The organism is Bradyrhizobium sp. 2TAF24 (assembly GCF_052115025.1).
In the GTDB taxonomy this organism is placed as follows: Bacteria; Pseudomonadota; Alphaproteobacteria; order Rhizobiales; family Xanthobacteraceae; genus Bradyrhizobium_A.
Window position 1 is genome coordinate 217,214 of record NZ_JBFRFW010000008.1, and the last position, 23,636, is coordinate 240,849.

Annotated in this window: 18 protein-coding genes; 9 read left to right on the top strand and 9 right to left on the bottom strand. The window is 67.4% G+C overall.

Annotated elements, in window-relative coordinates:
* The first annotated feature begins 55 nt into the window (after positions 1–55).
* Positions 56–1,219, top strand: coding sequence for an efflux RND transporter periplasmic adaptor subunit (locus AB4Z37_RS14970; protein ID WP_441517520.1), 1,164 nt, complete (start codon positions 56–58; stop codon positions 1,217–1,219).
* The gene (locus AB4Z37_RS14975; protein ID WP_441517521.1) at positions 1,216–4,377 is read left to right on the top strand and encodes a multidrug efflux RND transporter permease subunit; all 3,162 of its coding nucleotides are present in this window, start codon (positions 1,216–1,218) and stop codon (positions 4,375–4,377) included. The genes AB4Z37_RS14970 and AB4Z37_RS14975 overlap by 4 nt, the downstream gene beginning before the upstream one ends.
* 79 nt (positions 4,378–4,456) lie before the next feature.
* On the opposite strand, the gene AB4Z37_RS14980 is transcribed toward AB4Z37_RS14975, so the two are convergent.
* Both AB4Z37_RS14980 and AB4Z37_RS14985 read right to left on the bottom strand, forming a co-directional pair.
* On the bottom strand, positions 4,457–5,095 hold the full coding sequence (locus AB4Z37_RS14980) for a GNAT family N-acetyltransferase (RefSeq protein WP_441517522.1): 639 nt from the start codon (positions 5,093–5,095) through the stop codon (positions 4,457–4,459).
* A 34-nt stretch (positions 5,096–5,129) separates the two neighbouring features.
* Complete coding sequence (locus AB4Z37_RS14985) at positions 5,130–5,333, bottom strand: DUF1127 domain-containing protein (protein ID WP_441517523.1); 204 nt, start codon at positions 5,331–5,333, stop codon at positions 5,130–5,132.
* Between the two features lie 121 nt (positions 5,334–5,454).
* Between AB4Z37_RS14985 and AB4Z37_RS14990 the strand changes: the two genes are divergently transcribed.
* Positions 5,455–6,393 (top strand): transcriptional regulator GcvA, encoded by a 939-nt coding sequence (locus AB4Z37_RS14990; protein WP_441517524.1) that lies wholly within the window; start codon positions 5,455–5,457, stop codon positions 6,391–6,393.
* On the opposite strand, the gene AB4Z37_RS14995 is transcribed toward AB4Z37_RS14990, so the two are convergent.
* From AB4Z37_RS14995 to AB4Z37_RS15005, 3 genes are read right to left on the bottom strand one after another with little or no spacing between them, the layout of a single operon-like run.
* A complete protein-coding gene (locus tag AB4Z37_RS14995; protein ID WP_441517525.1) occupies positions 6,363–7,136 on the bottom strand; it encodes an enoyl-CoA hydratase-related protein in 774 nt (257 codons plus the stop codon). The two genes, AB4Z37_RS14990 and AB4Z37_RS14995, sit on opposite strands and share 31 nt — an antisense overlap.
* Complete coding sequence (locus tag AB4Z37_RS15000; RefSeq protein ID WP_441517526.1) at positions 7,133–7,594, bottom strand: MarR family winged helix-turn-helix transcriptional regulator; 462 nt, start codon at positions 7,592–7,594, stop codon at positions 7,133–7,135. Before AB4Z37_RS15000 ends, AB4Z37_RS14995 begins: the two co-directional genes overlap by 4 nt.
* Before the next feature lie 30 nt (positions 7,595–7,624).
* A complete protein-coding gene (locus AB4Z37_RS15005) occupies positions 7,625–8,524 on the bottom strand; it encodes an EamA family transporter (RefSeq protein ID WP_441517527.1) in 900 nt (299 codons plus the stop codon).
* Between the two features lie 129 nt (positions 8,525–8,653).
* Here AB4Z37_RS15005 and pdxR point away from each other — a divergent pair, with 129 nt between their 5' ends.
* Complete coding sequence (gene pdxR, locus AB4Z37_RS15010; RefSeq protein ID WP_441517528.1) at positions 8,654–10,186, top strand: MocR-like pyridoxine biosynthesis transcription factor PdxR; 1,533 nt, start codon at positions 8,654–8,656, stop codon at positions 10,184–10,186.
* On the opposite strand, the gene AB4Z37_RS15015 is transcribed toward pdxR, so the two are convergent.
* Entirely contained in the window at positions 10,183–10,968 is a 786-nt protein-coding gene (locus AB4Z37_RS15015; protein WP_441517529.1) for a thioesterase family protein, read from the bottom strand. The genes pdxR and AB4Z37_RS15015 overlap by 4 nt on opposite strands.
* Positions 10,969–11,362: 394 nt before the next feature.
* On the opposite strand from AB4Z37_RS15015, the gene AB4Z37_RS15020 reads away from it, so the two are divergent.
* The 5 genes from AB4Z37_RS15020 to AB4Z37_RS15040 are packed head-to-tail and all read left to right on the top strand — an operon-like array spanning position 11,363 to position 16,760.
* Entirely contained in the window at positions 11,363–12,472 is a 1,110-nt protein-coding gene (locus AB4Z37_RS15020; RefSeq protein ID WP_441517530.1) for a BMP family ABC transporter substrate-binding protein, read from the top strand.
* A complete protein-coding gene (locus tag AB4Z37_RS15025) occupies positions 12,469–13,581 on the top strand; it encodes an ABC transporter permease (protein ID WP_441517531.1) in 1,113 nt (370 codons plus the stop codon). The genes AB4Z37_RS15020 and AB4Z37_RS15025 overlap by 4 nt, the downstream gene beginning before the upstream one ends.
* A gap of 2 nt (positions 13,582–13,583) precedes the next feature.
* Complete coding sequence (locus AB4Z37_RS15030) at positions 13,584–14,513, top strand: ABC transporter permease (protein WP_441517532.1); 930 nt, start codon at positions 13,584–13,586, stop codon at positions 14,511–14,513.
* A 31-nt stretch (positions 14,514–14,544) separates the two neighbouring features.
* Positions 14,545–15,228: a biuret amidohydrolase gene (biuH, locus tag AB4Z37_RS15035; RefSeq protein ID WP_441517533.1), complete on the top strand. Its 684-nt coding sequence runs from the start codon at positions 14,545–14,547 to the stop codon at positions 15,226–15,228.
* Positions 15,228–16,760: an ABC transporter ATP-binding protein gene (locus tag AB4Z37_RS15040; RefSeq protein WP_441517534.1), complete on the top strand. Its 1,533-nt coding sequence runs from the start codon at positions 15,228–15,230 to the stop codon at positions 16,758–16,760. Before biuH ends, AB4Z37_RS15040 begins: the two co-directional genes overlap by 1 nt.
* A 15-nt stretch (positions 16,761–16,775) precedes the next feature.
* On the opposite strand, the gene AB4Z37_RS15045 is transcribed toward AB4Z37_RS15040, so the two are convergent.
* Genes AB4Z37_RS15045 through AB4Z37_RS15055 form a run of 3 tightly spaced genes read right to left on the bottom strand, consistent with a single transcriptional unit; the run spans position 16,776 to position 23,497 of the window.
* Positions 16,776–17,666 (bottom strand): transglutaminase family protein, encoded by an 891-nt coding sequence (locus tag AB4Z37_RS15045; protein ID WP_441517535.1) that lies wholly within the window; start codon positions 17,664–17,666, stop codon positions 16,776–16,778.
* On the bottom strand, positions 17,663–20,170 hold the full coding sequence (locus AB4Z37_RS15050) for a circularly permuted type 2 ATP-grasp protein (protein ID WP_441517536.1): 2,508 nt from the start codon (positions 20,168–20,170) through the stop codon (positions 17,663–17,665). The genes AB4Z37_RS15045 and AB4Z37_RS15050 overlap by 4 nt, the downstream gene beginning before the upstream one ends.
* A 15-nt stretch (positions 20,171–20,185) precedes the next feature.
* Entirely contained in the window at positions 20,186–23,497 is a 3,312-nt protein-coding gene (locus AB4Z37_RS15055) for a transglutaminase family protein (protein ID WP_441517537.1), read from the bottom strand.
* Positions 23,498–23,636: the final 139 nt, after the last annotated feature.

Below are 23,636 nucleotides of genomic sequence, written 5' to 3' on the forward strand. Positions count from 1 at the left end.
AGGCTTAATGCGCCAACCGGTTAAATGCAGATGCCTTGAACGAGAAAGACGGTTTATGACGGCTCGACGCTGGATCTTTGTCGCCCTCACGCTCGCGGTCTGCGGGGGCCTCTACTTCGGATACGGCCGGCTGTACGGCAAACCGGAGCAGGCTGCCAACGCCGCCAAGGCGCGCTCCGCCGCCGTGCCAGTCACCATCATGACGGCCAAGGCCACCTCCTTCCCCGTCGTTCTCAACGGGCTCGGCACCGTCCAGGCGTTCAACACGGTCACCGCACGCACCCGGGTCGACGGTGAGGTGGTCAAGGTCCTGTTCAAGGAAGGCCAGACCGTGCAGCAGGGCGACCTGCTCGCCCAGATCGATCCGCGCCCCTATCAGGCTGCCGTCGACCAGGCCACCGCCAAGATGGCGCAGGATCAGGCGACGCTGCACAACTCCGAGCTCGACCTGCAGCGCTACTCCACCTTGGCCAAGCAGGACTTCGCCTCGCGCCAGCAGCTCGACACCCAGACCGCGGCGGTCGCCCAGAACACCGCGCTGGTGCAGGCCGACCGCGCCGCGCTCGACAACGCCAGGACCCAGCTCGACTACACCAACATCCGCGCGCCGATCACCGGCCGCGTCGGATTCCGCCTCGTCGACCAGGGCAACATCGTCAACGCCGCAAGCCAGACCGGCATCGTCACCATCACCCAGGTGCAGCCGATTTCCGTGGTGTTCACCCTGCCCGAGAGCCAGATCGGCGACATTAACAGCGCCATGCAGAAGGGCACGGTCGCGATCGCGGCCTACAGCGCCGATGGCAAGCGCAGGCTCGCGGACGGTACGCTCACGGTGATCAACAACCAGGTCGATCCGACCACCGCCACCATCCAGCTCAAGGCCACCTTCGCCAATACCGACAACGCACTGTGGCCGGGCCTTGCCGTGGTCACCCGAGTGCCGATCCAGACCCTGGATAACGTCGTGGTGGTGCCGCAGTCGGCAGTCCAGCACAGCCAGCAGGGCCTCACCACCTACGTCGTCGACGACAACCAGAAGGCGCGGCTGCGCCCGGTCGAGATCGGCGACGGCAACACCGACAACGTGGTCGTGACCAAGGGCATCGCGCCCGGCGAGCGCGTCGTGGTGGCCGGGCAGTACCGGCTGCAGAACGGCGCCACCGTCGCCGTGAACGAAGCTGCGAACGAGACCGTCGGCCGGAGTGCCCAGCAATGAGCGACGGCGGCCTCTCCGCACCCTTCATCAAACGGCCGATCGCCACCTCGCTGATGATGGCGGGCGTGCTGTTCGTCGGCCTGATCGCCTATCCGCAGCTGCCGGTGGCGCCGCTGCCGCAGATCGACTTCCCGACCATCTCGGTATCGGCGAGCCTGCCCGGCGCCAGCCCCGACACCATGGCCTCGTCGGTGGCGCAGCCGCTGGAGAACCAGTTCGCGCAGATCGCCGGCGTCTCCGAACTGACGTCGACGAGTTCGCTGGGCTCGACCTCGATCACCATCCAGTTCGATCTCAACCGCAACATCGACGGCGCCGCCAATGACGTGATCGCCGCGATCAATGCCGCCAGCGGCCAGTTGCCGAAAAACCTGCCGAACCCGCCGACCTACCGCAAGGTCAACCCGGCGGATTCGCCGATCCTGCTGCTGTCGGCGACCTCCGACTCGATGCCGCTGACCGAGCTCGACGACAATATCGAGATCAAGATCTCACAGCAGATCAGCCAGCTGCCCGGCGTCGGCCTCGTCACCATCGGCGGCCAGCAGAAGCCGGCGATCCGCATCCAGCTCGATCCGGCGAAGCTCGCCACCAAGGGCCTGTCGCTGGAGGATGTCCGCGCCCAGCTCGCGGTCACCACCGTCAACAGCCCCAAGGGCGCCCTCGACGGCACCACCCGCAGCTACACCATCTACGCCAATGACCAGTTGACCGTCGCCAAGGACTGGAACGACGTCATCGTTGCCTACCGCAACGGCGCGCCGCTGCGCATCCGCGACATCGGCACGGCGGTGGCCGGCCCCGAAGACCTCAAGCAGGCGGCCTGGGCCAACGGCAAGCGCGGCGTCTTCCTGGTGATCTTCAAACAGCCGGGCGCCAACGTCATCGAGACGGTCGACCGCATCAAGGCGGCACTGCCGCGGCTCGAGCTGGCGCTGCCGCCGGCGATCAAGATCGACATCCTGAGCGACCGCACGCAAACCATCCGCGCCTCCGTCGCCGACGTGCAGTTCACCCTGCTGATCACCATCGCGCTCGTCGTCCTCGTGATCTTCCTGTTCCTGCGCAACGTCTGGGCGACCATCATTCCCAGCATCACCGTGCCGCTGGCGCTGCTCGGCGCCTGCGCCCTGATGTGGCTCGCCGGCTACACACTGGACAACCTGTCGCTGATGGCGCTGACCATCTCGGTCGGCTTCGTGGTCGACGACGCCATCGTGATGCTGGAAAACATCACCCGCTACATCGAGGAGGGCGAGAGCCCGATGCGGGCGGCGTTCAAGGGCGCCGGCGAAATCGGCTTCACCATCTTCTCGATCTCGCTGTCGCTGGTCGCGGTGCTGATCCCGCTGCTGCTGATGGGCGGCATCATCGGCCGGCTGTTCCGTGAGTTCTCGGTGGTGCTGGCGATGACCATCGCGGTCTCGGCATTCGTGTCGCTGACGCTGACGCCGATGATGGCGTCGCGCTTCCTCAAGCCGCACAGCGAGGACAAGCATGGCCGTTTCTACAACGCCAGCGAGCGGGTGTTCGACGCCATGCTCGACGGCTACAAGCGCGGCCTCGACCTTGCGCTTCGGTTCCGGCGGGTGACGCTCGGCATCTTCCTGGTGTCGCTGGCGGCAACCATCGCGCTGTTCGTGATCATTCCGAAGGGTTTCTTTCCGCAACAGGACACCGGCCTGATCGTCGGCCAGTCGGAAGCGGCGCAGGACATTTCGTTCCAGGACATGCAGCGCAAGCAGGAGAAGCTCGGCGCCATCATCCAGCAGGATCCCGCGGTGGCCAGCGCCGCCATGGCGATCGGCGGCGGCGGCGGCAACTCGATGAACACCGGACGCTTCTTCATCACGTTGAAACCGCGTGACGAGCGCGACGTCAACGCCGACCAGATCATCGCGCGGCTGCGGCCGAAGCTGGAGGCGGTCGAAGGTGCCCGCCTCTACCTGCAGGCAGCCCAGGACGTGCGCATCGGCGGCCGCATCTCGCGCACCCAGTACCAGATCACGGTGCAGGACCCCGACCTCGACGAGCTCAATGCCTGGGCGCCGAAGATCGTGGACAAGCTGCGCACGCTGAAGGAGCTGCGTGACGTCGCCACCGACCAGCAGACCCAGGGCACGACGCTGACGCTGACGATCGACCGCGACCAGGCGTCGCGGCTCGGCATCCAGCCGCAGGTGATCGACGACACGCTGTATGATGCGTTCGGCCAGCGCCAGGTGACCCAGTACTTCACCCAGACCAACACCTACCGTGTGATCGTCGAGGTGCTGCCGGAGCTGCAGGGCGACCTCGCCACCCTCGACCACATCTACGTCAAGTCGCCGACCACCGGGCAGAACGTGCCGCTGTCATCGTTCGTGCACTGGACGACGCGGCCGGTGCAGCCGCTGTCGGTCAGCCACCAGGGCCAGTTCCCGGCGGTGACGGTCAGTTTCAATCTCGCCCAGGGCACCGCGCTCGGCGAGGCGACCCAGGCGATCGAGCAGGCCCAGCGCGAGCTGCAGGTGCCCGGCGCCATGACCATGCGCTTCCAGGGCACCGCCCAGGCGTTCCAGCAGTCGCTGAGCACCATCCCGCTGCTGATTGTGGCGGCGCTGATCGTGGTCTACCTGATCCTCGGCATGCTCTACGAGAGCTACATCCACCCGCTGACCATCCTGTCGACGCTGCCGTCGGCGGCGCTGGGTGCGCTCGCCACGCTGATGCTCGGTGGCTACGATTTCAGCCTGATCGCGCTGATCGGCATTATCCTGCTGATCGGCATCGTGAAGAAGAACGGCATCATGATGGTCGACTTCGCCATCGTCGGCGAGCGCGACCATGGCCTGTCGAGCGAGGAGAGCATTCGTCAGGCGGCGATCCTGCGCTTCCGCCCGATCATGATGACGACGATGGCCGCCCTGCTCGGCGCGGTGCCGCTGATGCTCGGCCACGGCACCGGCTCGGAGCTGCGCCAGCCGCTGGGATGGTCGATGGTCGGCGGCCTGATCGTCAGCCAGGCGCTGACGCTGTTCACCACGCCGGTGATCTATCTCTACCTCGACAAGCTATCGAACTGGATGAGCCCGCCGAGCCATGCCGCGACGCCGGACGCGCCGGAAGAAGAACAGCCCTATCATCCGGAAAAGCTGCGCTCGGCAGCAGGAGGCTGACCCCGGCATTGTTCGTGCTCTCGACGCCAAGAGCCCGGCATTGCCGGGCTCTTTTTTGTCGGATCACGATCGTTGCGGGTCAGACGCCGATGCGATCCGCTTGGCGGTCCACGGCGAAATCGCGCCACTGCACGCAGGGAATGTCCGCGGCGGGATGCACGTCCTTCACGAGGCGCAGCTCCCGCCAGTCGTCCGGTGTCTGCGTAAAGCGGAAGCCGGCCTTGCGTGCCAGTGCCTGCATCTCGAGATTGGTGCGCAGCGTGTCGCCCAGGAGGCGATGCGCACCGAGCGCCGCCGCACGGCACTCCAGGTTCGACAGCAAGGCAAAACCGATGCCGAGCCCGCGAAAGGCATCGCCGACCGACAGCCCGAACTCGACGCTGCCGGCCGCCGTGTGCAGCATATAGCGCGCCTCGCCGACGATCACCGGCGCACCGTCGATCATCATCTCGGCCACCACCGCAAAGCGGTCCCCCTCGCCGAGACGCAGCAGGCGATCGAACTCGCCGTTGGACAATCCGCTGCTCGCACCGGTAAAGCGGTTGTAGCGCGCCGGGGTCGACATCCCAGCGAAATAGCCTTGCAGTGCACCGCGGTCCGACGGTGTGACGAAACGCACCGTCAGCTGTCGCCCGTCCCGCAGCCGCAGCACATCGGAGAAGCGGCCGAAATCGCCGTGGCTGTCCTCGAGCAATTCCATGATCGTGGCCTGGCCCATGACGCGATCCTCCCTGGTGCGGCCGGATGGCGGCTCAGGCCCGCCAGAACGGCTTGTCGATCTCGTCGGCGACGTCGTCCCGCGACAGGCCGACATCGTTGAGGTCGCGTTCGGTCCATGCGGCGAGCTCGCCCCGCTCGACAAAACGACGATGCCAGGTGTGGATCACCTGGCCGATCCGCTCGAGAGCCCCCTGATCATGATGATTTGTCATCTCGTGATGGCTGCTGACAGGCATTTTGACCTCCTTATTGCTCAGTTGTCAGGTTTATCTGCCCGAGAAGCCGCGTTGACAAACGACACTTTGTCTCCGAATATATGACAATATCTCATGTATTCGGGTATAACAGGGATCAGGCATGACTGCACGCCTGCCGTCGCTGAACGGCCTGCGAGCCTTCGAGGCCGCCGCCCGCCACCTCTCGTTCACCCAGGCCGCGGCCGAGCTGAACGTCACCCAGACAGCGATCAGCCATCAGATCCGGCGGCTGGAAGACGAACTCGGGCTGCAGCTGTTCATCCGGAGAAACCGCACGCTGGCACTGACGCCGGCCGGCCGCGACTACCTGCCGGGCATTCGCGCGGCGTTTCAGGATCTGCGGCTCGCGACCGACCGCCTGCTGCGGCGCGACACCGGACCGGTGCTCACCGTGAGCACGCTGGCGTCATTCGCCGCCAAATGGCTGCTGCCGCGGCTCGCCACGTTCCAGGAGGCGCATCCGAGCATCGACGTGCGCATCACCACCTCGACAGAGATGGTCGATTTCCGCAAAGACGACGTCGATGCTGCGATCCGCTATGGCCGCGGCCACTGGCCTGGCGTGCACGCCACCTGGCTGATGGCCGACCAGCTGTTTCCGGTGTGCAGTCCGGCGCTGCTCGAGGGCGCACGCCCGCTGCGGCGGCCTGAAGATCTCGCTGACCATGTGCTGCTGCACACCAGCCTCGGCAGCGAGGACGACTGGCGGTTGTGGCTGACCGCGGCCGGCCTGCCTATTGGCATCGCCAGCCACACACTGACCTTCGACTTGACCTTCATGACGGTGCAGGCCGCGATCGATGGCCTCGGCGTCGCCATCGGCCGCACATCCTATGTCCAGGACGATATCGACAAGGGCCGCCTCGTCGTGCCCTTCGACATCACTCTGCCCGCCGACGCCGGATTTTATCTGGTGGCGCCGCAGGCCACCGCCAACGCGCCGAAGCTCAATGCCTTTCGTGACTGGCTGGTCGCCGCGGCGAAACGCGGCGACCAGCCATCCCGACCTCATCCGACAACCTTGGAGAAGTCCGGCTGACGACGCTCGGCGAACGCCGCGAAGGCCTCGCGCGCCTCCGCCGTCTTCAGCCGCTCCTGGAAGATCACGCCTTCGCGGCTCATCTGCTCGGCGATCCGCTCACGATCGCGCATCAGCCCCTTGGTGTGCGCCAGCGCACCGAGCGGACGCTTCGCCAGCGCCTCGGCCGCCGCCCGCGCCCTGGCGCGCAGCTCCGCCGCCGGCACCACCGCATTGGCGAGCCCGATGTTCACCGCCGTCGCCCCGTCCACCGGCTCGCCGAGCGCGAACATCGCATAGGCGCGGGCATGACCGACGCGCGCCGGCAACAGCAGGCTCGAGGCGGCCTCCGGCACCAGAGCGAGATTGACGAACGGCGTCAGCAGCCGCGCGGTGTCGGCGAGATAGACGAGGTCGCAGTGCAGCAGCATGGTGGTGCCGACCCCCACCGCGTTGCCCTGCACCGCGGCGACGATCGGCCGCGTCGCCTTCGCCAGCGACCTCAGGAAGCGGAACACCTGCTTCTCGCCCTTGAACGAGCCGGTCGACTGCGCGGCGAAGTCGGCAAGATCATTGCCTGCGGTGAAGCTGTCGCCATCGCCTTGCAGCAGGACGACGCGAACGGCGGCATCGCTCTCTGCCCGGTCGAGGGCGTCGGCGAGCGCACCGTACATCGCGTCCGTCAGCGCGTTCTTCTTGTCGGCGCGGGCGAGCGTCACGGTCAACACGCCGCCATCGAGTTCGGTCTTCACATGCTCAGTCATCGGGTCTTTCCTTCCTGGTCCTTGGAGATATCTTTGGGAAACTTGTCCTGCAGGCTGGTGAGCCAGCGTACGACCACATCGATTTCCTTGTCGGAAAAGCCTTCCATCAGCCGCGCGTTGAGCGCCTGCGTGCGCGCCACGGCGCGCTTGCGCACCGACAGCCCGGCTTCCGTCAGGTAGAGTCGCCAGGCACGACCATCGGCGCTGTCCGGCCGGCGCTCGACGAGGCCGGCACGCTCCATGCGATCAGCCAGTCCCGACATCGCCGACGGCACGAGATCGAGCGCAAGCGCAACGTCGCCGATCAGCGCGCCATCGCGGCCGCCGAGATAGAACAGCACGCCGGACTGCGCCGACGTCAGCCCGTTCTCGGCCGCCATCTGCTGCTCCACCCAGCGCTGCAGGCGGCGCTGGGCGACATTGAGCAGGAAAATGAGACGACGGTCGGGAGCGGACATGGCGGGAGAATATATTTCGCATGCGAAATATCAAGGTGTTTTTTGCCACCCGTCCCGCCCGGCTTCAGCCGGCCGCTCCGCCATCCTGCGGATCGGCAGAATCACGATCGCCACCCCCGCAACAATCAACGCCATCCCGCCCAGGCGCGCGGGAGCGAACACCTCCCCGAACGCCAGCGCCGAAGCCAGCACGCCGACACAAGGCGACAGCAGAGCAAAGGGGGCGACGGCCCCTGCTGGAAAACGCTGGAGCAGCCGTCCCCAGATCGCATAAGCCATTGTCGCCGCCGCACCGAGGTAGACCGCACCACACACGGCGATCCACGATGCGCCCGCCCCCGCATCCCACAGCGGAGGTTCGCCCTTGACCGCGGACAACGCCAGCGCCGGCAACGGCGGAACAAGGCTCGCCCAGACGATCAGCGGAAACACCGGCACGCCGGGAAGACGTTTGACGAGCACGTTCCCCACCGCCCAGCTGAAGGCGCCGCCGAGAGCAAGCGCCAGCGCGACGGGCCGCAGATCATCGCCGACCGTCAGGCCGATGAGGAGCAGGCCGCCAAACGCCACGACCATTCCAATGCACTGCCGCACGCCGGGCAGATCGCCCAGCCAGACGGCCGCCAGCGCCACGGTGAAGAACACCTGCATCTGCTGCGTCACCGATGCGAGGCCCGGCGACAGCCCCTGCTCGAATGCAAAGAACAACAGGAGGAACTGTCCGGTAAACAATGTCAGGCCGACGGTCACCAGCATCGGCCAGCCGATCGGCGGGCGCGGCACGATCAGAACAGGCAGGCTCGCGATCAGAAACCGCAGCGCGGTGAGCTGGGACGCCGAGAAGCTCTGCAAAGCCAGCTTGGTTGCGACAAAGGCCAGCCCCCATACGACTGATGTCAGCGCCGCCATCGCCATGTACCGCAGCTTCATGCAAGCCCTCCCCCCGCCGCGTCGGCCAGAACATCGGCCTCGTTCGGCCGGCGATGGCGGGAGCGAGGCTAGCGTGATAGTGGTATGGTCTGAACGTCCAGTTCCGAATTTCGGGCAAACCACTTTGCCATGGGCCGCCTCTCCGCACGTCCCGCCGCCAAACCCGCCTCCCGCCCGCGAGCGGATTGGTCGAGCCTGTACGACTGGCAAACGATCGACCGCACGACCGACACGCCGGTCGTCCATCAGATCTATTTGCAGATCCGCTCGGCGATTCTGACGCGACGGCTACAGCCCGGAACCCGGCTGCCATCGTCCCGCGCGCTGGCGACCCGTCTGCAGGTCGCGCGCAGTTCGGTCATCGAGGCTTGTGAACAGCTGCACGCCGAAGGTTATCTCATGAGCCGCATCGGCTCCGGCACGTTCGTGTCGTCCGATCTGCCGGCCGCCATCGAGCGCCCGCGACGCGCCGATGCGCGGCAAGCCGCACCCGTGATCGATAAAACCCGCCGCGTCGATGCCATTCTCGACAATCCGACGCCCTGCGAAACCCGCCCCTTCAACACGGGACGCACCACGCTCGATCCCCGCACCCGCGAGGTGTGGCGCAGGCTGTCCCATCACGCGGTCCGCACGCTCGGCGCCGACGACCTCGGCTATTCGGATCCGCGGGGACTGCCGGAATTCAGGGAGGCCGTATCGGACTATCTGCGTGCAGCGCGCGCGGTGGACTGCACCGCCGACCAGATCCTGATCACCGCGGGCACGCAGCATGCGATCGACATCATCATTCGCGTGCTGCTGCGCCCGGACGACAAGGTGTGGGTCGAGGACCCCGGCTACCCGTTGACGCGACAAGCGCTTGCGATAGCCGGCATCCGCGCCCAGCCGGTCCCGGTCGATCAGCACGGCCTGCGCGTTACCGACGGCACCACGCTGGCGCCGCGCGCCCGCGCAGCATTCGTGACGCCGTCACACCAGTATCCCACCGGCCGGGTGATGGCGATGCCGCGCCGGATCGAACTGTTGTCGTGGGCGCGCAGCCAGCAGAGCTGGATCATCGAGGACGACTATGCCAGCGAATTCCGCTATGCTGGCCGCCCGCTATCGTCGCTGCAAGGGCTCGATCGCGACGGGCGCGTGATCTATGTCGGCACGCTGAACAAGGCACTGTTTCCGGGATTGCGCCTCGGCTATGCGGTGCTGCCGCAAGCGCTGGTCGACCGGTTCGTCACGATGCGGACAGTGATCGACCGCCAGCCGCCCAGCCTGCAACAGTCGATCGCCTCGGCATTCATGCGCGATGGGCATTTCGCGGCGCATATCCATCGCACACGGGTCCGCTTTCGGTCACAGCGCGACGCGCTGGTGCATGCACTCGCCCGACACTGCGCGAACGAACTGGCCGTGGACATTCCCGAGCAGGGCATGCATCTCGTCGCCGACTTCCGCGACGGCCACTCCGACACCGCGGTCGAGCGCCTCGCCCGCGCCGACGGCATCATCGTCCGCGCGATCAGCCCGCTCTATGCCGGCGCGCCAAAACGCAGCGGCCTGATCCTGGGCTTCAGCGGCTACGAGCCCAGGGCGATCGAGATGGCGACGGCGCGTCTCGGCGCCATCCTGCGCCGGGCCGACAAGCCCGGCGCTCGTCGTCGCTAGATGAAGACCGCGATGTTCTGGCGGGAGACGGCAACCGGCTCGCCGGCCGCATTCCACAGTGTGATGGCCTGGCCGGAATAACCGTCGGCGACATGCTCTGCCTGCGAGCGCACCAGCCACCAGCCGTCGGTGGTGTCGAGCCGCTCGGTGAGAATATCGATGTCCCAGGTCATGGTGCTGATCGGCGCATGGTTGCGGAACATCACCATGGCGGCGGGCGGCAGCGCGTCCGCCAGCGCCACCAGCGACGTGATCGATGCCGGCGCTTCGCCGCGATGACGCAGCCACACCAGCAGAGTCGGATCGTCGCCTCCCTGGATCAGTTCGCCGGGACCCGCGCGCCCACTGTCGAAATGCCGCGCGAATGCGATCGGCGGATTTTCGGGAAAGAACCGCGGACACGCATCCCAGCGCGCCACGTCGGGCATCGCCACCTGGGCATAGGACAGCACGGATGCGCGCGCGGCGCCGAAACAGAGAATCGCGCGCGTGGCGAGACCACCCTCGCCCACCAGGTCGGCGGCGACGAAGGTGGTGGATTTCCCGCGCCGCAGAATGGTCGGCTGCACGGTCAGCCGGCCCGTCGCCGGACCGATGAAGGCGAATTGCGCCGAGCGCAGCGGCGGCAGGTCCGGCCACAGGCGCAGCGCGCTCTCGACGCAGATCGCCGCACCCAGGCCGCCATAGATCGTCCGCCCCTGCAGCCAATCCTCGGTCACCGTGATGGCATGGCCATCGCCGTCTGCCGTCAGTCCGCTCATCAGGGTCGCAAGATCGATCATGTCCACTCCACGGGTCACGCCGGCGAAGCGCCGGACGCATGTTTTGAATGACAAAGATCATGCAATGCGGCAAGCGCCCACCCCCGGGACACACCGACACACCTGCCATGCAACGGGGCCGACCAACACCCGGCAGATGACGAGCTGGGGGATGGAACCCGTGCCCTTTCCCATTGCATACAACGAAGAAATACTGATGATTTTTTAGCCATCCAACGGCGTGGCGGATTTTTGAGCGCCCCGCATATTTGAAAAAGCAAAGGCAAAACAAGCATCTGATACCGGCCGCCTGCTCCCGCGCCATTGGCATGAAGCTTGCGATCCCATTAACGGCCCCGCCCACGGTCGCGGGGCAACGCATGTGTCGGCAATCGCCCTCCGGAGGGAGCACTCCATGCCATTCCACACCCTGTCTCGACGACATCTTCTGCAAGGCGGCGCGGCCCTGACGCTGGGAGCAGCCGCAGGTCTGCGGCCCGCGCTCGCCAAGGACACCACCATCGGCTTCATCTATGTCGGCTCGCGTGACGACTACGGCTACAACCAGGCGCACGCGCTCGGCGCGGCCGCGCTGAAAAAGCTCGGCGACATCAAGGTCGTCGAGGAAGAGAAAGTGCCGGAGACCGACGCGGTCGAGAAGACCATCGAGTCGATGATCAATCTCGACGGCGCGACGCTGCTGTTCCCGACCTCGTTCGGTTACTACAACCCGCACATGATCAAGATGGCGACGAAATTCCCGAAGCTGCGCTTCGAGCATTGCGGCGGCCTGTGGAGCGACAAGGACCCGAAAAACGCCGGCAGCTATTTCGGCTACATCGACGAGGCGCAGCATGTCAGCGGCATCGTCGCCGGCTACAGCACCAAGTCCGGCAAGCTCGGCTTCGTCGCCGCCAAGCCGATCCCGCAGGTGCTGCGCAACATCAATGCGTTCGCACTCGGCGCACGGCTCGCCAATCCCAAGGCCACCGTGCAGGTGATCTTCACCGGCGACTGGTCGATGCCGGTCAAGGAAGCGGAGGCTACCAACAGCCTGATCGACCAGGGCGTCGACGTCATCACCTGCCATGTCGACGGCCCCAAGACCATTGTCGAGAACGCCGCGCGCCGCGGCGCCATGGTCGGCGGCTATCACGTCAACCAGTCGTCGCTCGCGCCGCAGGCGTATCTCACCGGTGCCGAGTGGAACTGGGAGGTGCTGTACCCGCGCTTCGTCAAGATGCTCGCCGCCGGCGAAGCCATCCCGAACTTCTATCGCGGCGGCCTCAAGGAAGGCCTCGTCAAGGTCTCGCCCTACGGCCCGATGGTGTCGGAGGCGGCGCGCAAGCATGCCGACGACGTCAAGGCGCAGCTGACCGCCGGCACCTATACCATCTTCAAGGGCCCGATCAGCGACAACAAGGGCAAAGCTGTCATCACCGCCGGCACCGAGCGCGGCCAGACCGATCCCGAACTCGAGAAGATGGACTATCTGGTCGAGGGCGTGATCGGGGCGACGTCGTGACCATCGAGGTCGACAAGCCGCTCGCGGCGACCGGCGCATCCGCCGGCGTCGCGGCCGGCTGGCGCCGGCGCATCACCGAAAATGCCGACTATGTCGTGATCCCTGTACTGGCGCTGGTCGTCGCACTGGGGTTGTTCGGCATCTTCGTGGCGCTGTACGGCAAGAGCCCGCTCGACCTCTATTTCTACATGTACCAGGGCGCGTTTGGCACGTGGTTCTCCTGGCAGAACACCCTGACCCGCGCGGCGCCGCTGATCCTCACGGCGCTGTGCACGGCGCTGCCGGCACAACTCGGCATGGTGATCATCGGCGGCGAAGGCGCATTGCTGATCGGCGCGTTGACCGCGAGCGGCGCGGCGCTGATGATGCCGGCCGCCCCGCCGCTCGTCGTGCAATGCGCGATGGCCACGGCCGGCATGACCGGCGGCGGGCTGTGGATCATGCTCTCCGGAGGACTGCGCCACTATCGCGGCGTCAACGAAACCATCTCCAGCCTGCTGCTGGTCTATATCGCCCTCGCCGTTCTCAACCATCTGGTCGAGGGGCCGATGCGGGACCCGGCCAGCCTCAACAAACCCTCGACGCGCGAGATCGGCGCCGCCAACATGATCGGCACGATCCCGGGCACCGACATCCACTGGGGCCTGGCGTTCGGTCTCGTCGCCGCCGTGCTTGCCTATGTGCTGATCTTCCACACCACGTTCGGCTTCGCCGCGCGTGTCGCCGGCGGCAACATCCGCGCCGCGAAAATCGTCGGCCTCGGCGTCGGCAGGCTGATCCTGATCACCTGCTTCCTCGCCGGCGGTGCGGCCGGGCTCGCCGGCATGGTCGAGGTCGCCGCCGTGCAGGGCCGCGCCAACGCCAACCTCGCGATCGGCTACGGCTTCACCGGCATCCTGGTGTCGTTCCTCGCCCGCCACAATCCGCTCGCCATCATTCCGGTGGCGATCCTGCTCGGCGGCATCAGCGCCAGCGGCGGCCTGCTGCAGCGCCGCCTCGGCCTGCCTGACGCCTCCGTGCTGGTGCTGCAGGGCATCATCTTCGTCTGCGTTCTGGCGAGCGACACGCTGTATGGCCGGCTCGGGCGGCTGTTCAAGGGGAGGAGTTGACCATGGCGGACGCCTCCGCGATCGGGCTATGGACCATTCCCCTCGCCGTGCTTGGCGGCGCCATCCGCGTCAGCACGCCCTTCCTGTTCGTCAGCCTCGGCGAATGCATCACCGAGCGTAGCGGCCGCATCAATCTCGGTCTCGAAGGCACGCTGGTGATGGGCGCCATGAGCGGTTACGGCGTGTCCTACCTCACGGGATCGCCCTGGCTCGGCGTGCTCGCCGCCGGCGGCGCCGGTGCCCTGCTCGGCGCGCTGCATGCGGCGATCTGCGGCCTGCCGCGGGTCAACGACGTCGCGCTCGGCATCGCCCTGATGCTGTTCGGCACAGGGCTCGCGTTCTTCCTCGGCAAGCCGCTGATCGAGCCGACCGCCGCCCACCTGCCCTCGCTCGACCTCGCGTGGTGGAGCGACATCCCGCAACTGCGTGCGGCGCTGAAGATCAATATCCTGTTCGTGATTGGTCTTGTCCTCGCGCCTGTTCTGGTGTGGGCGCTGAAGACGACACGCTGGGGCCTCCTCATCCGCACCGCCGGCGAAAGCGCCGACGCGGCGCGCGCCATGGGTTACTCGGTCAACGCCATCCGCATGCGCGCCACCATGGCCGGCGGTTTCCTCGCCGGCGTCGGCGGCTCGTTCCTGTCACTGTTCTACCCCGGCAGCTGGAACGAAGGCCTGTCCAGCGGACAGGGCATCACCGCGGTGGCGCTGGTGATCTTCGCCCGCTGGGACCCGATGCTGTGCCTGTGGGCATCGCTGCTGTTCGGCGGCGCCGCCGCGCTAGGCCCGGCGCTGCAGTCCGTCGGCATCACCTCGGGCTATCACCTGTTCAACGCCGCGCCCTACATCCTGACGCTGCTGATCATGATCCTCACCTGCTCGCCCAAGCGCACGCTGACCGGCGCGCCGGCCGAGCTGTCGATCACCAAATGACGCTGTCCCGCATGCAACGAGGCCGCCGCCGATGACCGAGACCCGCATCGCCTCCTCGCCCTACGCCTGGCCCTACAACGGCGACCTGCGCCCGCAGAATACGGCGTTGATCGTCATCGACATGCAGACCGACTTCTGCGGCGTCGGCGGCTATGTCGACAAGATGGGCTACGACCTGTCGCTGACCCGCGCGCCGATAGCACCGATCGGCCGCCTGCTCGCCGCCATGCGCCGTCGCGGCTTTCACATCATCCACACCCGCGAGGGCCACCGCGCGGACCTCAGCGACCTGCCCGCCAACAAGCGCTGGCGCTCGCGCCAGATCGGCGCCGGCATCGGCGATCCCGGCCCGTGCGGCCGCATCCTGGTGCGCGGCGAGCCCGGCTGGGAGATCATCCCCGAGCTCGCGCCGATCGCGGGCGAACCGGTCATCGACAAGCCCGGCAAGGGTTCGTTCTGCGCCACCGACCTCGAACTGATCCTGCGCGTGCGCGGCGTCGACAACATCGTACTGACCGGCATCACCACCGATGTCTGCGTTCACACCACCATGCGCGAGGCCAACGACCGCGGCTTCGAATGCGTGCTGCTCGAGGACTGCTGTGGAGCCACCGACCGCGGCAACCATGAGCACGCCATCAAGATGATCAAGATGCAGGGCGGCGTGTTCGGCGCCGTCTCCACCTCCACCGCGTTCATCGAGGCCATCGGCTGATGCCCGTCGACCTGCACCCGCCCGCGCCCGACCCGATTGGGGTCGAGGCTGTCGCGATGACCAAACGCTTCGGCGACTTCGCTGCGCTCGACGACATCTCGCTGAAGGTCAGGCCCGGCTCGTTCCATGCCCTGCTCGGCGAGAACGGCGCCGGCAAGAGCACCCTCGTCAAGTGCATCATGGGCTACTACCAGCCCGACGAGGGCGACATCGTCGTCAGCGGCCGCGAGCAGCGCATCGGCAACCCGCGCGCCGCTCATGCGCTGGGCCTCGGCATGGTCTACCAGCATTTCACCCTGGTGCCGGCGATGACGGTGGCGGAAAACCTGGTGCTGGCGCGCGACACCCTGCCCGCCGTGATCGACTGGGCGCGGGAGACTCACGAGCTCGTGGCGTTTCTGCAGCGCATGCCGTTCAAGGTACCGCTGCACGCCCGCGTTTCGGCGATCTCGGCCGGCGAGCGGCAGAAATGCGAAATCCTCAAGCAGCTCTACCTGCAGCGCCGCTTCCTGATCCTCGACGAGCCGACCTCGGTGCTGACCCCGGCAGAGGCCGACGAGGTGCTCGGCCTGCTGCGCCAGATGGTCGAACGCAGCGAGCTCACCATCCTGATGATCACCCACAAGTTCCGCGAGGTGATGGCATTCGCCGACGACGTCACCATCCTGCGCCGCGGCAAGCTCGCCGGCCAGGGCCGCGTCGCCGACCTGACACCGGATGCCATGGCCCGCACCATGATCGGCGCCGAAGAACTGACCGTGCAGCCGCCGCGAACAGGCACGTTCGGCGACGCCCGCCTTGCGCTCACCGCGCTCAGTGCGCGCGACGACGCCGGCGCCATTGCGGTCGACAATGTCTCGCTGAGCGTGCGCGCCGGCGAGATCGTCGGCGTCGCCGGCGTCTCCGGCAACGGCCAGCGCCAACTGGTCGAGGTGCTGGCGGGCCAGCGCGAGGCCGAGGGGGGCGAGGTGCGGATCGGTGGCGATCTCTATCATGCCACGCGCGCCGACATGCGCCGCCACAAGCTGTCGCTGCTGCCGGAGGAGCCGCTGAAGAACGCCTGCGTCGGCGGCATGAGCGTCGCCGACAACCTCGCCTTCCGCGAGTTCGATCGCGCGCCGTTCGCCCGTGGCGGATTCTGGCGCAACGGCGCCGCGTTCCAGGCCAATGCGCAGAGCAAGATCGCGCGCTACAGGATCAAGACCCGCACGCCCGACACGCCGATCGCGGCGCTGTCCGGCGGCAATGTGCAGCGCGCGGTGCTGGCGCGGGAGCTTGCCTGCGACGTCGAGGTGCTGGTGGCGGCCAATCCCTGCTTCGGCCTCGACTTCGCGGCGGTGGCGCAGATCCATGCCGAGATCATGGCCGCGCGCAACCGCGGCGCCGCGGTGCTGCTGGTCAGCGAGGATCTCGACGAACTGCTGGAGCTGTCCGACCGTGTCGTCGTCATGTTCCATGGCCGCCTCGTCTACGAGGCGCGCGCCAGCGACGCCGACCTGACCGAGATCGGCCGGCACATGGCCGGCCATTGAGCCCGCCACGCCGCCTTACGCCGCCACGCTCTCCACCGGAATGACGTCGACGCCCACTTCCAGCTCCTGCGCCCCGGAGCCCAGGAACACACCATAGATCGGCGACACATCGGAGAAGTCGCGCCCGGTCGCCAACACGATGTGGTCGTTGCCGACATCGATGGCGTTGGTCGGGTCGATGCCGAACCAGCCGACATCATGGCCGCACCACACCGACACCCAGGCGTGGGAGGCGTCCGCGCCCTCCAGGCGTTTCGTGCCCGGCGGCGGGATGGTGCGGATGTAGCCGCTGACATAGGCGGCCGGCAGGCCGAGACCGCGCAGGCCCGAAATCATGATATGCGCGAAGTCCTGGCACACGCCGCGGCGCTGCGCGAACGCCTCATCGAGCGGGGTCGATACCTCGGTGGAATTCGGCCGGTACGCGAACTCCTTGCGGATGCGGCGCGCAAGATCACGCGCGCCATCGATCACCGGCATGCCCGCAGGAAAGCTGAGCGCGGCATAGTCGGCAATTTCCCGCGGCAGCGTGATCCGCGGGCTGGAAAACAGGCAGTGCACCGGCGACGCCGCCGCGAGCGAGGTATCGGCGATCGCGGCCGCCGCCACGCTGCGCCAGTCCGGGCTGGCGCCGGCGAGCAAGCCGACTGGACGGGCGACCTCGACACGGGCCGTCGCCTCGACCTCGAGGTCGATCAGGCCGGTGTCGATCAGCGCCACCATCACGTCATTGCCGAAGAAGTCGCGCTCGCGGATGAGTTGGCGCGGCTGCGGCCTGATCGCGAGCTCGTGCCGGATCAGGCGCTGGCCGCCGCCATCGGCCGGCGTCAGCCGCAACGCGAGCTTGGCCGAGGAGACGCGCACCTCATAGGAATATTTTGTGACATGCCGGATATCGTAGATCACGCCAGACCGCTCGCGCTTTTCACTTTGAGACCCTCCGGCCGTTGCAGGAAGTAGCGCGACGCGATGGCGTCGGCAAACCGCATCAGGGTCTGCTCGAACGCCAGCACCGACGACGGCTCGATGTCGTCGGCCGCGGCGCTGGCGATCTCGCCGGCGAACAGATCGATGAAGCGCTTGGGCTCCTCGGGAATGCCGTCGTCGTTCAGCGTCGGCAGCGTGTCGATGTGGTCACGCAGCTGGCTGATCTGGAAGCTGACCGAACGCGGATTGTAGGGGTCGAGCAGCGCCATGTCGCGCACCGGCGCCAGCGCCACGCCGATCAGGTAGCGCGAGCGGTAGGTGATCTGGGAGTCGATCAGGTCGAGCAGGATGTCGAGATCGTCAGCGCTGGCGTTGTCGCCAGCGAAGCTGCGCACCATGCGGCAGGTGTTGATGGCGCGCTCGACCCGGCGGCCGATGTCGAGGAAGCGCCAGCCGGCGACGCGGTTGAAGTTCTCCTGCACGAGGCCCGAGATCGCCGCCAGCGTCACCAGCGCGCGGTCGGCCGCCTCATAAGCCTCCGCTTCGGTGGCAAGATCCGCGGTCTTCAGCTGCAGCTGGGTTTCCAGTGCCCCCAGCAGCTTCCAGCTGTCCACTGACAGCCGCTCGCGGATCACGGACGCCGCGCCGTAGGCCATGCGCACACTGCACAGCACTGAGCCATACTGCGTCTCCGAGCCGAGTGCGGTGGCGATGGTCGCGAGCGTGCGCGGCGCCGCCTGCTCCGCCGGCACCGCGCCCCAGGCCAGCAACAGCCCGGCAAGGCGTTGCAGCGAATCCGCCGCGACACCGGAGGCAAGATCGATGTCGACGCTCCGCGCGCACAGGCAGCGCACGATGCGCAAGGTCGCCTCTGCCCGTTCGAGATAGCGGCCGAACCAGAACAGGTTGTCGGCGGCGCGGCTCGGCAGATTGCCGAGGATGCGGCGAATGTTGACGTTCTCCTTCGACGGCAGCAGCGTCTCGACCGGCACCGGGTTCTGCGACAGCACCCAGACGTCGGCGGACTGCACGCCGTCGCCCATACTGACCGCGCGCGCGTCAGCCTTGTCGGAGATCAGGCAGAAGCCGCCGGGCATCACCTGCCAGCCGTCCGGCGTCGCGGCGGCGAACACCCGCAGCACGAACGGTCGTGGCACCAGCTTGCCGTCCTCAAACACCGGCGCCGTCGACAGCCGCACCACCTCCTGGCCGACATAATCGAGCCCGCGCGCCGCGATCGCCGCCTTGACCTTTGCAGCCGCTGCAGGCGCGAGGTCCGCGCCCAGCAGGTTACGCTCCGCAAAACCGGGCACGCGATCCTCGAACGCGCCGGCGATCGACAGCGTGTCGAAGCCGCCGAGCACCCGCTCGCGCGCCTCTCGCTGCCCGCACCACCACGTCGCGATGTTCGGCAGCGCCAGTTCCTCGCCGGTGAGATGCTTGGCGATACGCGGCATGAAGCTGAGCAGCGCCCGCGACTCGATGAAGCCGGCGCCGGGCATGTTGGCGACGACGACGCTGCCGCTGCGGATCGCCGAGATCAGCTGCGGCACGCCGAGCCGCGACGCGCCGTTCAATTCGAGCGGGTCGATATAATCCGCGTCCACCCGCCGCCACAGCACGTCGGCGCGCTTCAGCCCGGCAATGGTGCGGACATGCACCCTGCCGTCGTGCACCACGAGGTCGTCGCCCTCGACCAGCAGGAAGCCGAGATAGCGGGCGAGATACGACTGCTCGGAATAGGTCTGGCTGTAGGGGCCCGGCGTCATCAGGCAGATGCGCGGCTCCGCGCGGCCGGCCTGCGCCGCGAGTCCGCTGCGGAAGGCGCGGAAGAACGGCGCCAGCCGCTGCACATTCATGCCGGCATAGGTGGTGTGATAGGCGCGCGAGATCGCGAGGCGGTTCTCCAGCGCGTAGCCCGCGCCCGAGGGCGCCTGGGCACGATCATTCAGCACCCACCAGCGGCCGTCGGGGCCGCGGCCGATGTCGGCGGCGTAGAGATGCAGCCAGCGTCCGCCCGGCGGTTTCACGCCGGCGAGCGGCCGCAGATATTCCTTGCTGCCCGCCACCGCCGCCGCCGGCAGCACGCCGTCGGCCACCAGCTTCGCCGGCCCATAGACATCGGCGAGCAGCGCCTCGAACATCGACGCGCGCTGCACGATGCCGGCCGAGATGGCCTGCCAGTCGCTCTCGTCGATGACCAGCGGCAGGCTGCTGACCGGCCAGTTACGCTCCTTGGCCTCGTCGCCTACGCGATAGGAGATGCCGAGATCGCGGATGTGGCGCCGCGCCACCGCCAGCGAGCGCTCCATGTCGTTGGCGGAGAGATAATCGAGCAGCCTGCGCCAGTGCGGCCTGGGCTGGCCGTCGGCGCCGATGAATTCATCGGGAATGCCGGGCAGCGGCGCATAGTCCGCGTAGGACGCAGCCCAGTCCTCCTCGAACGAGGCGGCGGCGGCCTTGCTGCCTGCAGCGGGATTCATGGGTCGGGTCCGGGCTCACCAATCGACGCGTCGCCGGAGGTCGAGCGTCAGCGGAAACTCCCCGCTCGGCTCCAGCGGTGGGGAATCGACGGGGCCACCAGTATGGCCGTGATCCTGAAACCGCGCCAGTCGCCGCGCCTGGGCCTCATAGGAATTGACCGGGAAGGTCTCGTAGTTGCGACCACCCGGATGGGCGACATGATAGACGCAACCACCGAGCGAGCGCGCGTTCCAGCTATCGATCAGGTCGAACGTCAGCGGCGCCTGCACCGGAATGGCCGGATGCAGCCCGGTGGGGGGCTGCCAGGCCTTGAAGCGCACGCCCGCCGCCGCCTCGCCCGATACCCCGGTCGAGGTCATCGGCAGGCGGCGGCCATTGCAGGTGACGACATGGCGGCCGGGCACGAATCCGGTGGCCTTGAGCTGCAGCCGCTCCACCGAGGAATCGACGAAGCGCACGGTGCCACCACCCACGCCCTCCTCGCCGAGCACATGCCAGGGCTCGAGCGCCTGGCTCAGTTCGAGGCGCACGCCGCCATATTCGACCGTGCCATAGAACGGGAAGCGGAATTCGCGCTGTGCCTCGAACCAGGCGGGATCGAAAGGGTAACCGGCGCCGCGCAGGTCGGCGAGGATGTCGAGGAAATCCGCCCAGACGAAATGCGGCAGCATGAAGCGGTCATGCAGCGCCGTGCCCCAGCGCACCAGCCCCCCGCTCAGCGGCGCGCGCCAGAACCAGGCGATCAGCGCGCGCAGCAGCAGCTGCTGCGCGAGGCTCATGCGTGCATCCGGCGGCATCTCGAACGAGCGGAATTCGATCAGGCCGAGCCGCCCCGTCGGACCATCTGGCGAGTACAGCTTGTCGATACAGATCTCGGCGCGATGGGTATTGCCGGTGACATCGGTCAACAGATTACGGAACAGGCGATCGACCAGCCATAGCGGAATCTGTCCTGTGCCGGGATCGGGCACCTGCGCCAGCGCGATCTCGAGTTCATACAGGCTGTCCAGACGAGCCTCGTCGATGCGCGGCGCCTGGCTGGTCGGACCGACGAACAGGCCGGCAAAGAGATAAGACAGCGACGGGTGGCGCTGCCAGTAGATGAGGAGGCTGCGAAGCAGGTCTGGCCGGCGCAGGAACGGCGAATCCTGCGGCGTCGCGCCGCCGAGCACCACATGATTGCCGCCGCCGGTGCCGACATGACGGCCGTCGATCATGTACTTGTCGGTGCCGAGCCGGCACTGCCGCGCCTCCTCATAGACGCCAGCCGTGGTCGCGACCGCATCGTGCCAGCTCTCCGCCGGGTGGACGTTGACCTCGATCACGCCCGGATCCGGCGTGACCTTGATGACGTTGAGCCGCGGATCGACCGGCGGCGGATAGCCTTCGATATGCACGGGCAGGCCGGTCTCGCGCGCGGCGCGCTCGATCACCGCAATGAGCGCCAGATAATCCTCCAGCCGCTCCACCGGTGGCATGAATACACAGAGAATGCCGTTGCGCGGCTCGACCGACAGTGCCGTGCGCACGACGCCGCCGATATCGGCGCCACCGATTGGCGACGGCGCGTGCACGACACCGGATGCGCGCGGCGGCATCTGGGTCTGCAGCTTTGCCAGTTCGTCCGGTGTCGGCAGCGGCGGCAATTGCTGTGTCGGGTCCTGCGGGTGGATGTAGGGATAATCCGCGGCGGCGATCCATGGCAGCCCGCCGAGCGGCAGCCGCAGCCCGATCGGGGAATCGCCCGGCATCAGGAACAATCGGCCGCGCCGCAGCTGCCAGCGCTCGCTGCGCCAGCGCCAGTCGCGCGCCGCGGCGTTCCAGGCCTGCACCGGCAGCACATAGCCGGCCGGCTTCGACAGGCCGCGCTCGAAGGTGCGCACCATGCGCGCACGGACTTCGGCATCCTCGATGCGCGGGTCAAGCGCGTCGACATTGACCGGCAACTCGCCTTCCCTGAGCAGCCAGTGCGCCGGATCCTCATAGGCCGGCAGCACGTGATCCGCCGCGATGCCGAGATGGGATGCAATGCCGGTCGCAAGCTGCTCGGCCTGCTCTGCGGTCGCGCCGCGCGGACCGCCCTCGTCGGCGACCAGCGCCGGGTCGCTCCAGATCGGCACGCCGTCCTTGCGCCAGTACAGCGCGAACGCCCAGCGCGGCAGGCTCTCGCCCGGATACCACTTGCCCTGGCCGTAGTGCAGAAAACCGTCGGGCGCGAAGCGGGCGCGCAGCCGCCGCGCGAGATCGTCGGCGAACTGCCGCTTGGTCGGACCGACCGCGGCGGTGTTCCACTCGGCGGCCTGGAAATCATCCACCGCGACGAATGTCGGCTCGCCGCCCATGGTCAGGCGCACGTCCTGGTCTTTGAGGTCACGATCGACGGCTTCGCCCAGCGCATCGAGCTGTGCCCACGCCGCGTCGGAGAACGGCCAGGTCACCCGCGGCGCCTCGTGCACCCGCGTCACGTTCATCTCGAAGCCGAACGCGGTCTCGGCCGGCTCGGTCATGCCCGAGATCGGCGCCGCCGCGCGATAGTGGGGCGCAGCGAACAGCGGGATATGCCCCTCGCCGCACAACAGCCCCGAGGTGGCGTCGAAGCCGATCCAGCCGGCGCCGGGAATGTAGATTTCGGCCCAGGCATGCAGGTCGCAGAAATCGTGCTCGGTGCCCTTCGGCCCGTCGAGCGGATCGATATCGGCCTTGAGCTGGATCAGGTAGCCCGACACGAAGCGCGCGGCGAGGCCGAGATGGCGCGCGATCTGCACCAGCAGCCATGCCGAATCCCGGCATGATCCCGAGCCCAGCGTCAGCGTCTCCTCGGGCTCCTGGACGCCCGGCTCCATGCGGATGACGTAGCGGATGTCGCGCTGCAGCCGCGCATTGAGCTCGACGAGCAGATCGACAGTGCCGATATCACCCTTCGGCAGGCTCGCCAGCAGCGCGGCGAGCCGTGGCGCGGCTACCTCCGGCGTGCGATAGGCCGCGAGTTCACCGATCAGTTCCTCCGGATAGGTGAACGGGAAGCGCTCGGCAAACGGCTCGACGAAGAAGTCGAACGGATTGACCACCGACATGTCCGCGGTGAGGTCGACCTGGACCGCGAACTCCTCGGCCTTTTCGGGGAAAACCAGCCGCGCGAACCAGTTGCCGTGCGGATCCTGCTGCCAGTTGATGAAATGGTTCGATGGCGTGACCTTGAGCGAGTAGCTCCTGATCCTGGTGCGGCTGTGCGGGGCCGGACGCAACCGCACCACTTGAGGGCCAAGCGAGACCGGACGATCGTAACGATAGCGCGTCAGGTGATGCAGCGAGACAAGGATGGACACGATCAAATGGTCCCGCGTTGTGAGCGTCGCCCGCCAGAGTTGAGCGCCGATCCGCCCCTGTCAATGCCGGGAAGATGACAATACCAGCTAATTCATTGAAATTGCCGGCCTTTGCAGCAAATTGCCCAGAAAGCGGCCA

What these genes read in the sequence shown, in the direction of transcription:
- AB4Z37_RS14970 (WP_441517520.1), top strand. Translation starts at nt 56, where the DNA reads ATGACGGCTCGACGCTGGATCTTTGTCGCCCTCACGCTCGCGGTCTGC.
- AB4Z37_RS14975 (WP_441517521.1), top strand. Translation starts at nt 1,216, where the DNA reads ATGAGCGACGGCGGCCTCTCCGCACCCTTCATCAAACGGCCGATCGCC.
- AB4Z37_RS14980 (WP_441517522.1), bottom strand. Translation starts at nt 5,095, where the DNA reads ATGGGCCAGGCCACGATCATGGAATTGCTCGAGGACAGCCACGGCGAT.
- AB4Z37_RS14985 (WP_441517523.1), bottom strand. Translation starts at nt 5,333, where the DNA reads ATGCCTGTCAGCAGCCATCACGAGATGACAAATCATCATGATCAGGGG.
- AB4Z37_RS14990 (WP_441517524.1), top strand. Translation starts at nt 5,455, where the DNA reads ATGACTGCACGCCTGCCGTCGCTGAACGGCCTGCGAGCCTTCGAGGCC.
- AB4Z37_RS14995 (WP_441517525.1), bottom strand. Translation starts at nt 7,136, where the DNA reads ATGACTGAGCATGTGAAGACCGAACTCGATGGCGGCGTGTTGACCGTG.
- AB4Z37_RS15000 (WP_441517526.1), bottom strand. Translation starts at nt 7,594, where the DNA reads ATGTCCGCTCCCGACCGTCGTCTCATTTTCCTGCTCAATGTCGCCCAG.
- AB4Z37_RS15005 (WP_441517527.1), bottom strand. Translation starts at nt 8,524, where the DNA reads ATGAAGCTGCGGTACATGGCGATGGCGGCGCTGACATCAGTCGTATGG.
- pdxR (WP_441517528.1), top strand. Translation starts at nt 8,654, where the DNA reads ATGGGCCGCCTCTCCGCACGTCCCGCCGCCAAACCCGCCTCCCGCCCG.
- AB4Z37_RS15015 (WP_441517529.1), bottom strand. Translation starts at nt 10,968, where the DNA reads ATGATCGATCTTGCGACCCTGATGAGCGGACTGACGGCAGACGGCGAT.
- AB4Z37_RS15020 (WP_441517530.1), top strand. Translation starts at nt 11,363, where the DNA reads ATGCCATTCCACACCCTGTCTCGACGACATCTTCTGCAAGGCGGCGCG.
- AB4Z37_RS15030 (WP_441517532.1), top strand. Translation starts at nt 13,584, where the DNA reads ATGGCGGACGCCTCCGCGATCGGGCTATGGACCATTCCCCTCGCCGTG.
- biuH (WP_441517533.1), top strand. Translation starts at nt 14,545, where the DNA reads ATGACCGAGACCCGCATCGCCTCCTCGCCCTACGCCTGGCCCTACAAC.
- AB4Z37_RS15040 (WP_441517534.1), top strand. Translation starts at nt 15,228, where the DNA reads ATGCCCGTCGACCTGCACCCGCCCGCGCCCGACCCGATTGGGGTCGAG.
- AB4Z37_RS15050 (WP_441517536.1), bottom strand. Translation starts at nt 20,170, where the DNA reads ATGAATCCCGCTGCAGGCAGCAAGGCCGCCGCCGCCTCGTTCGAGGAG.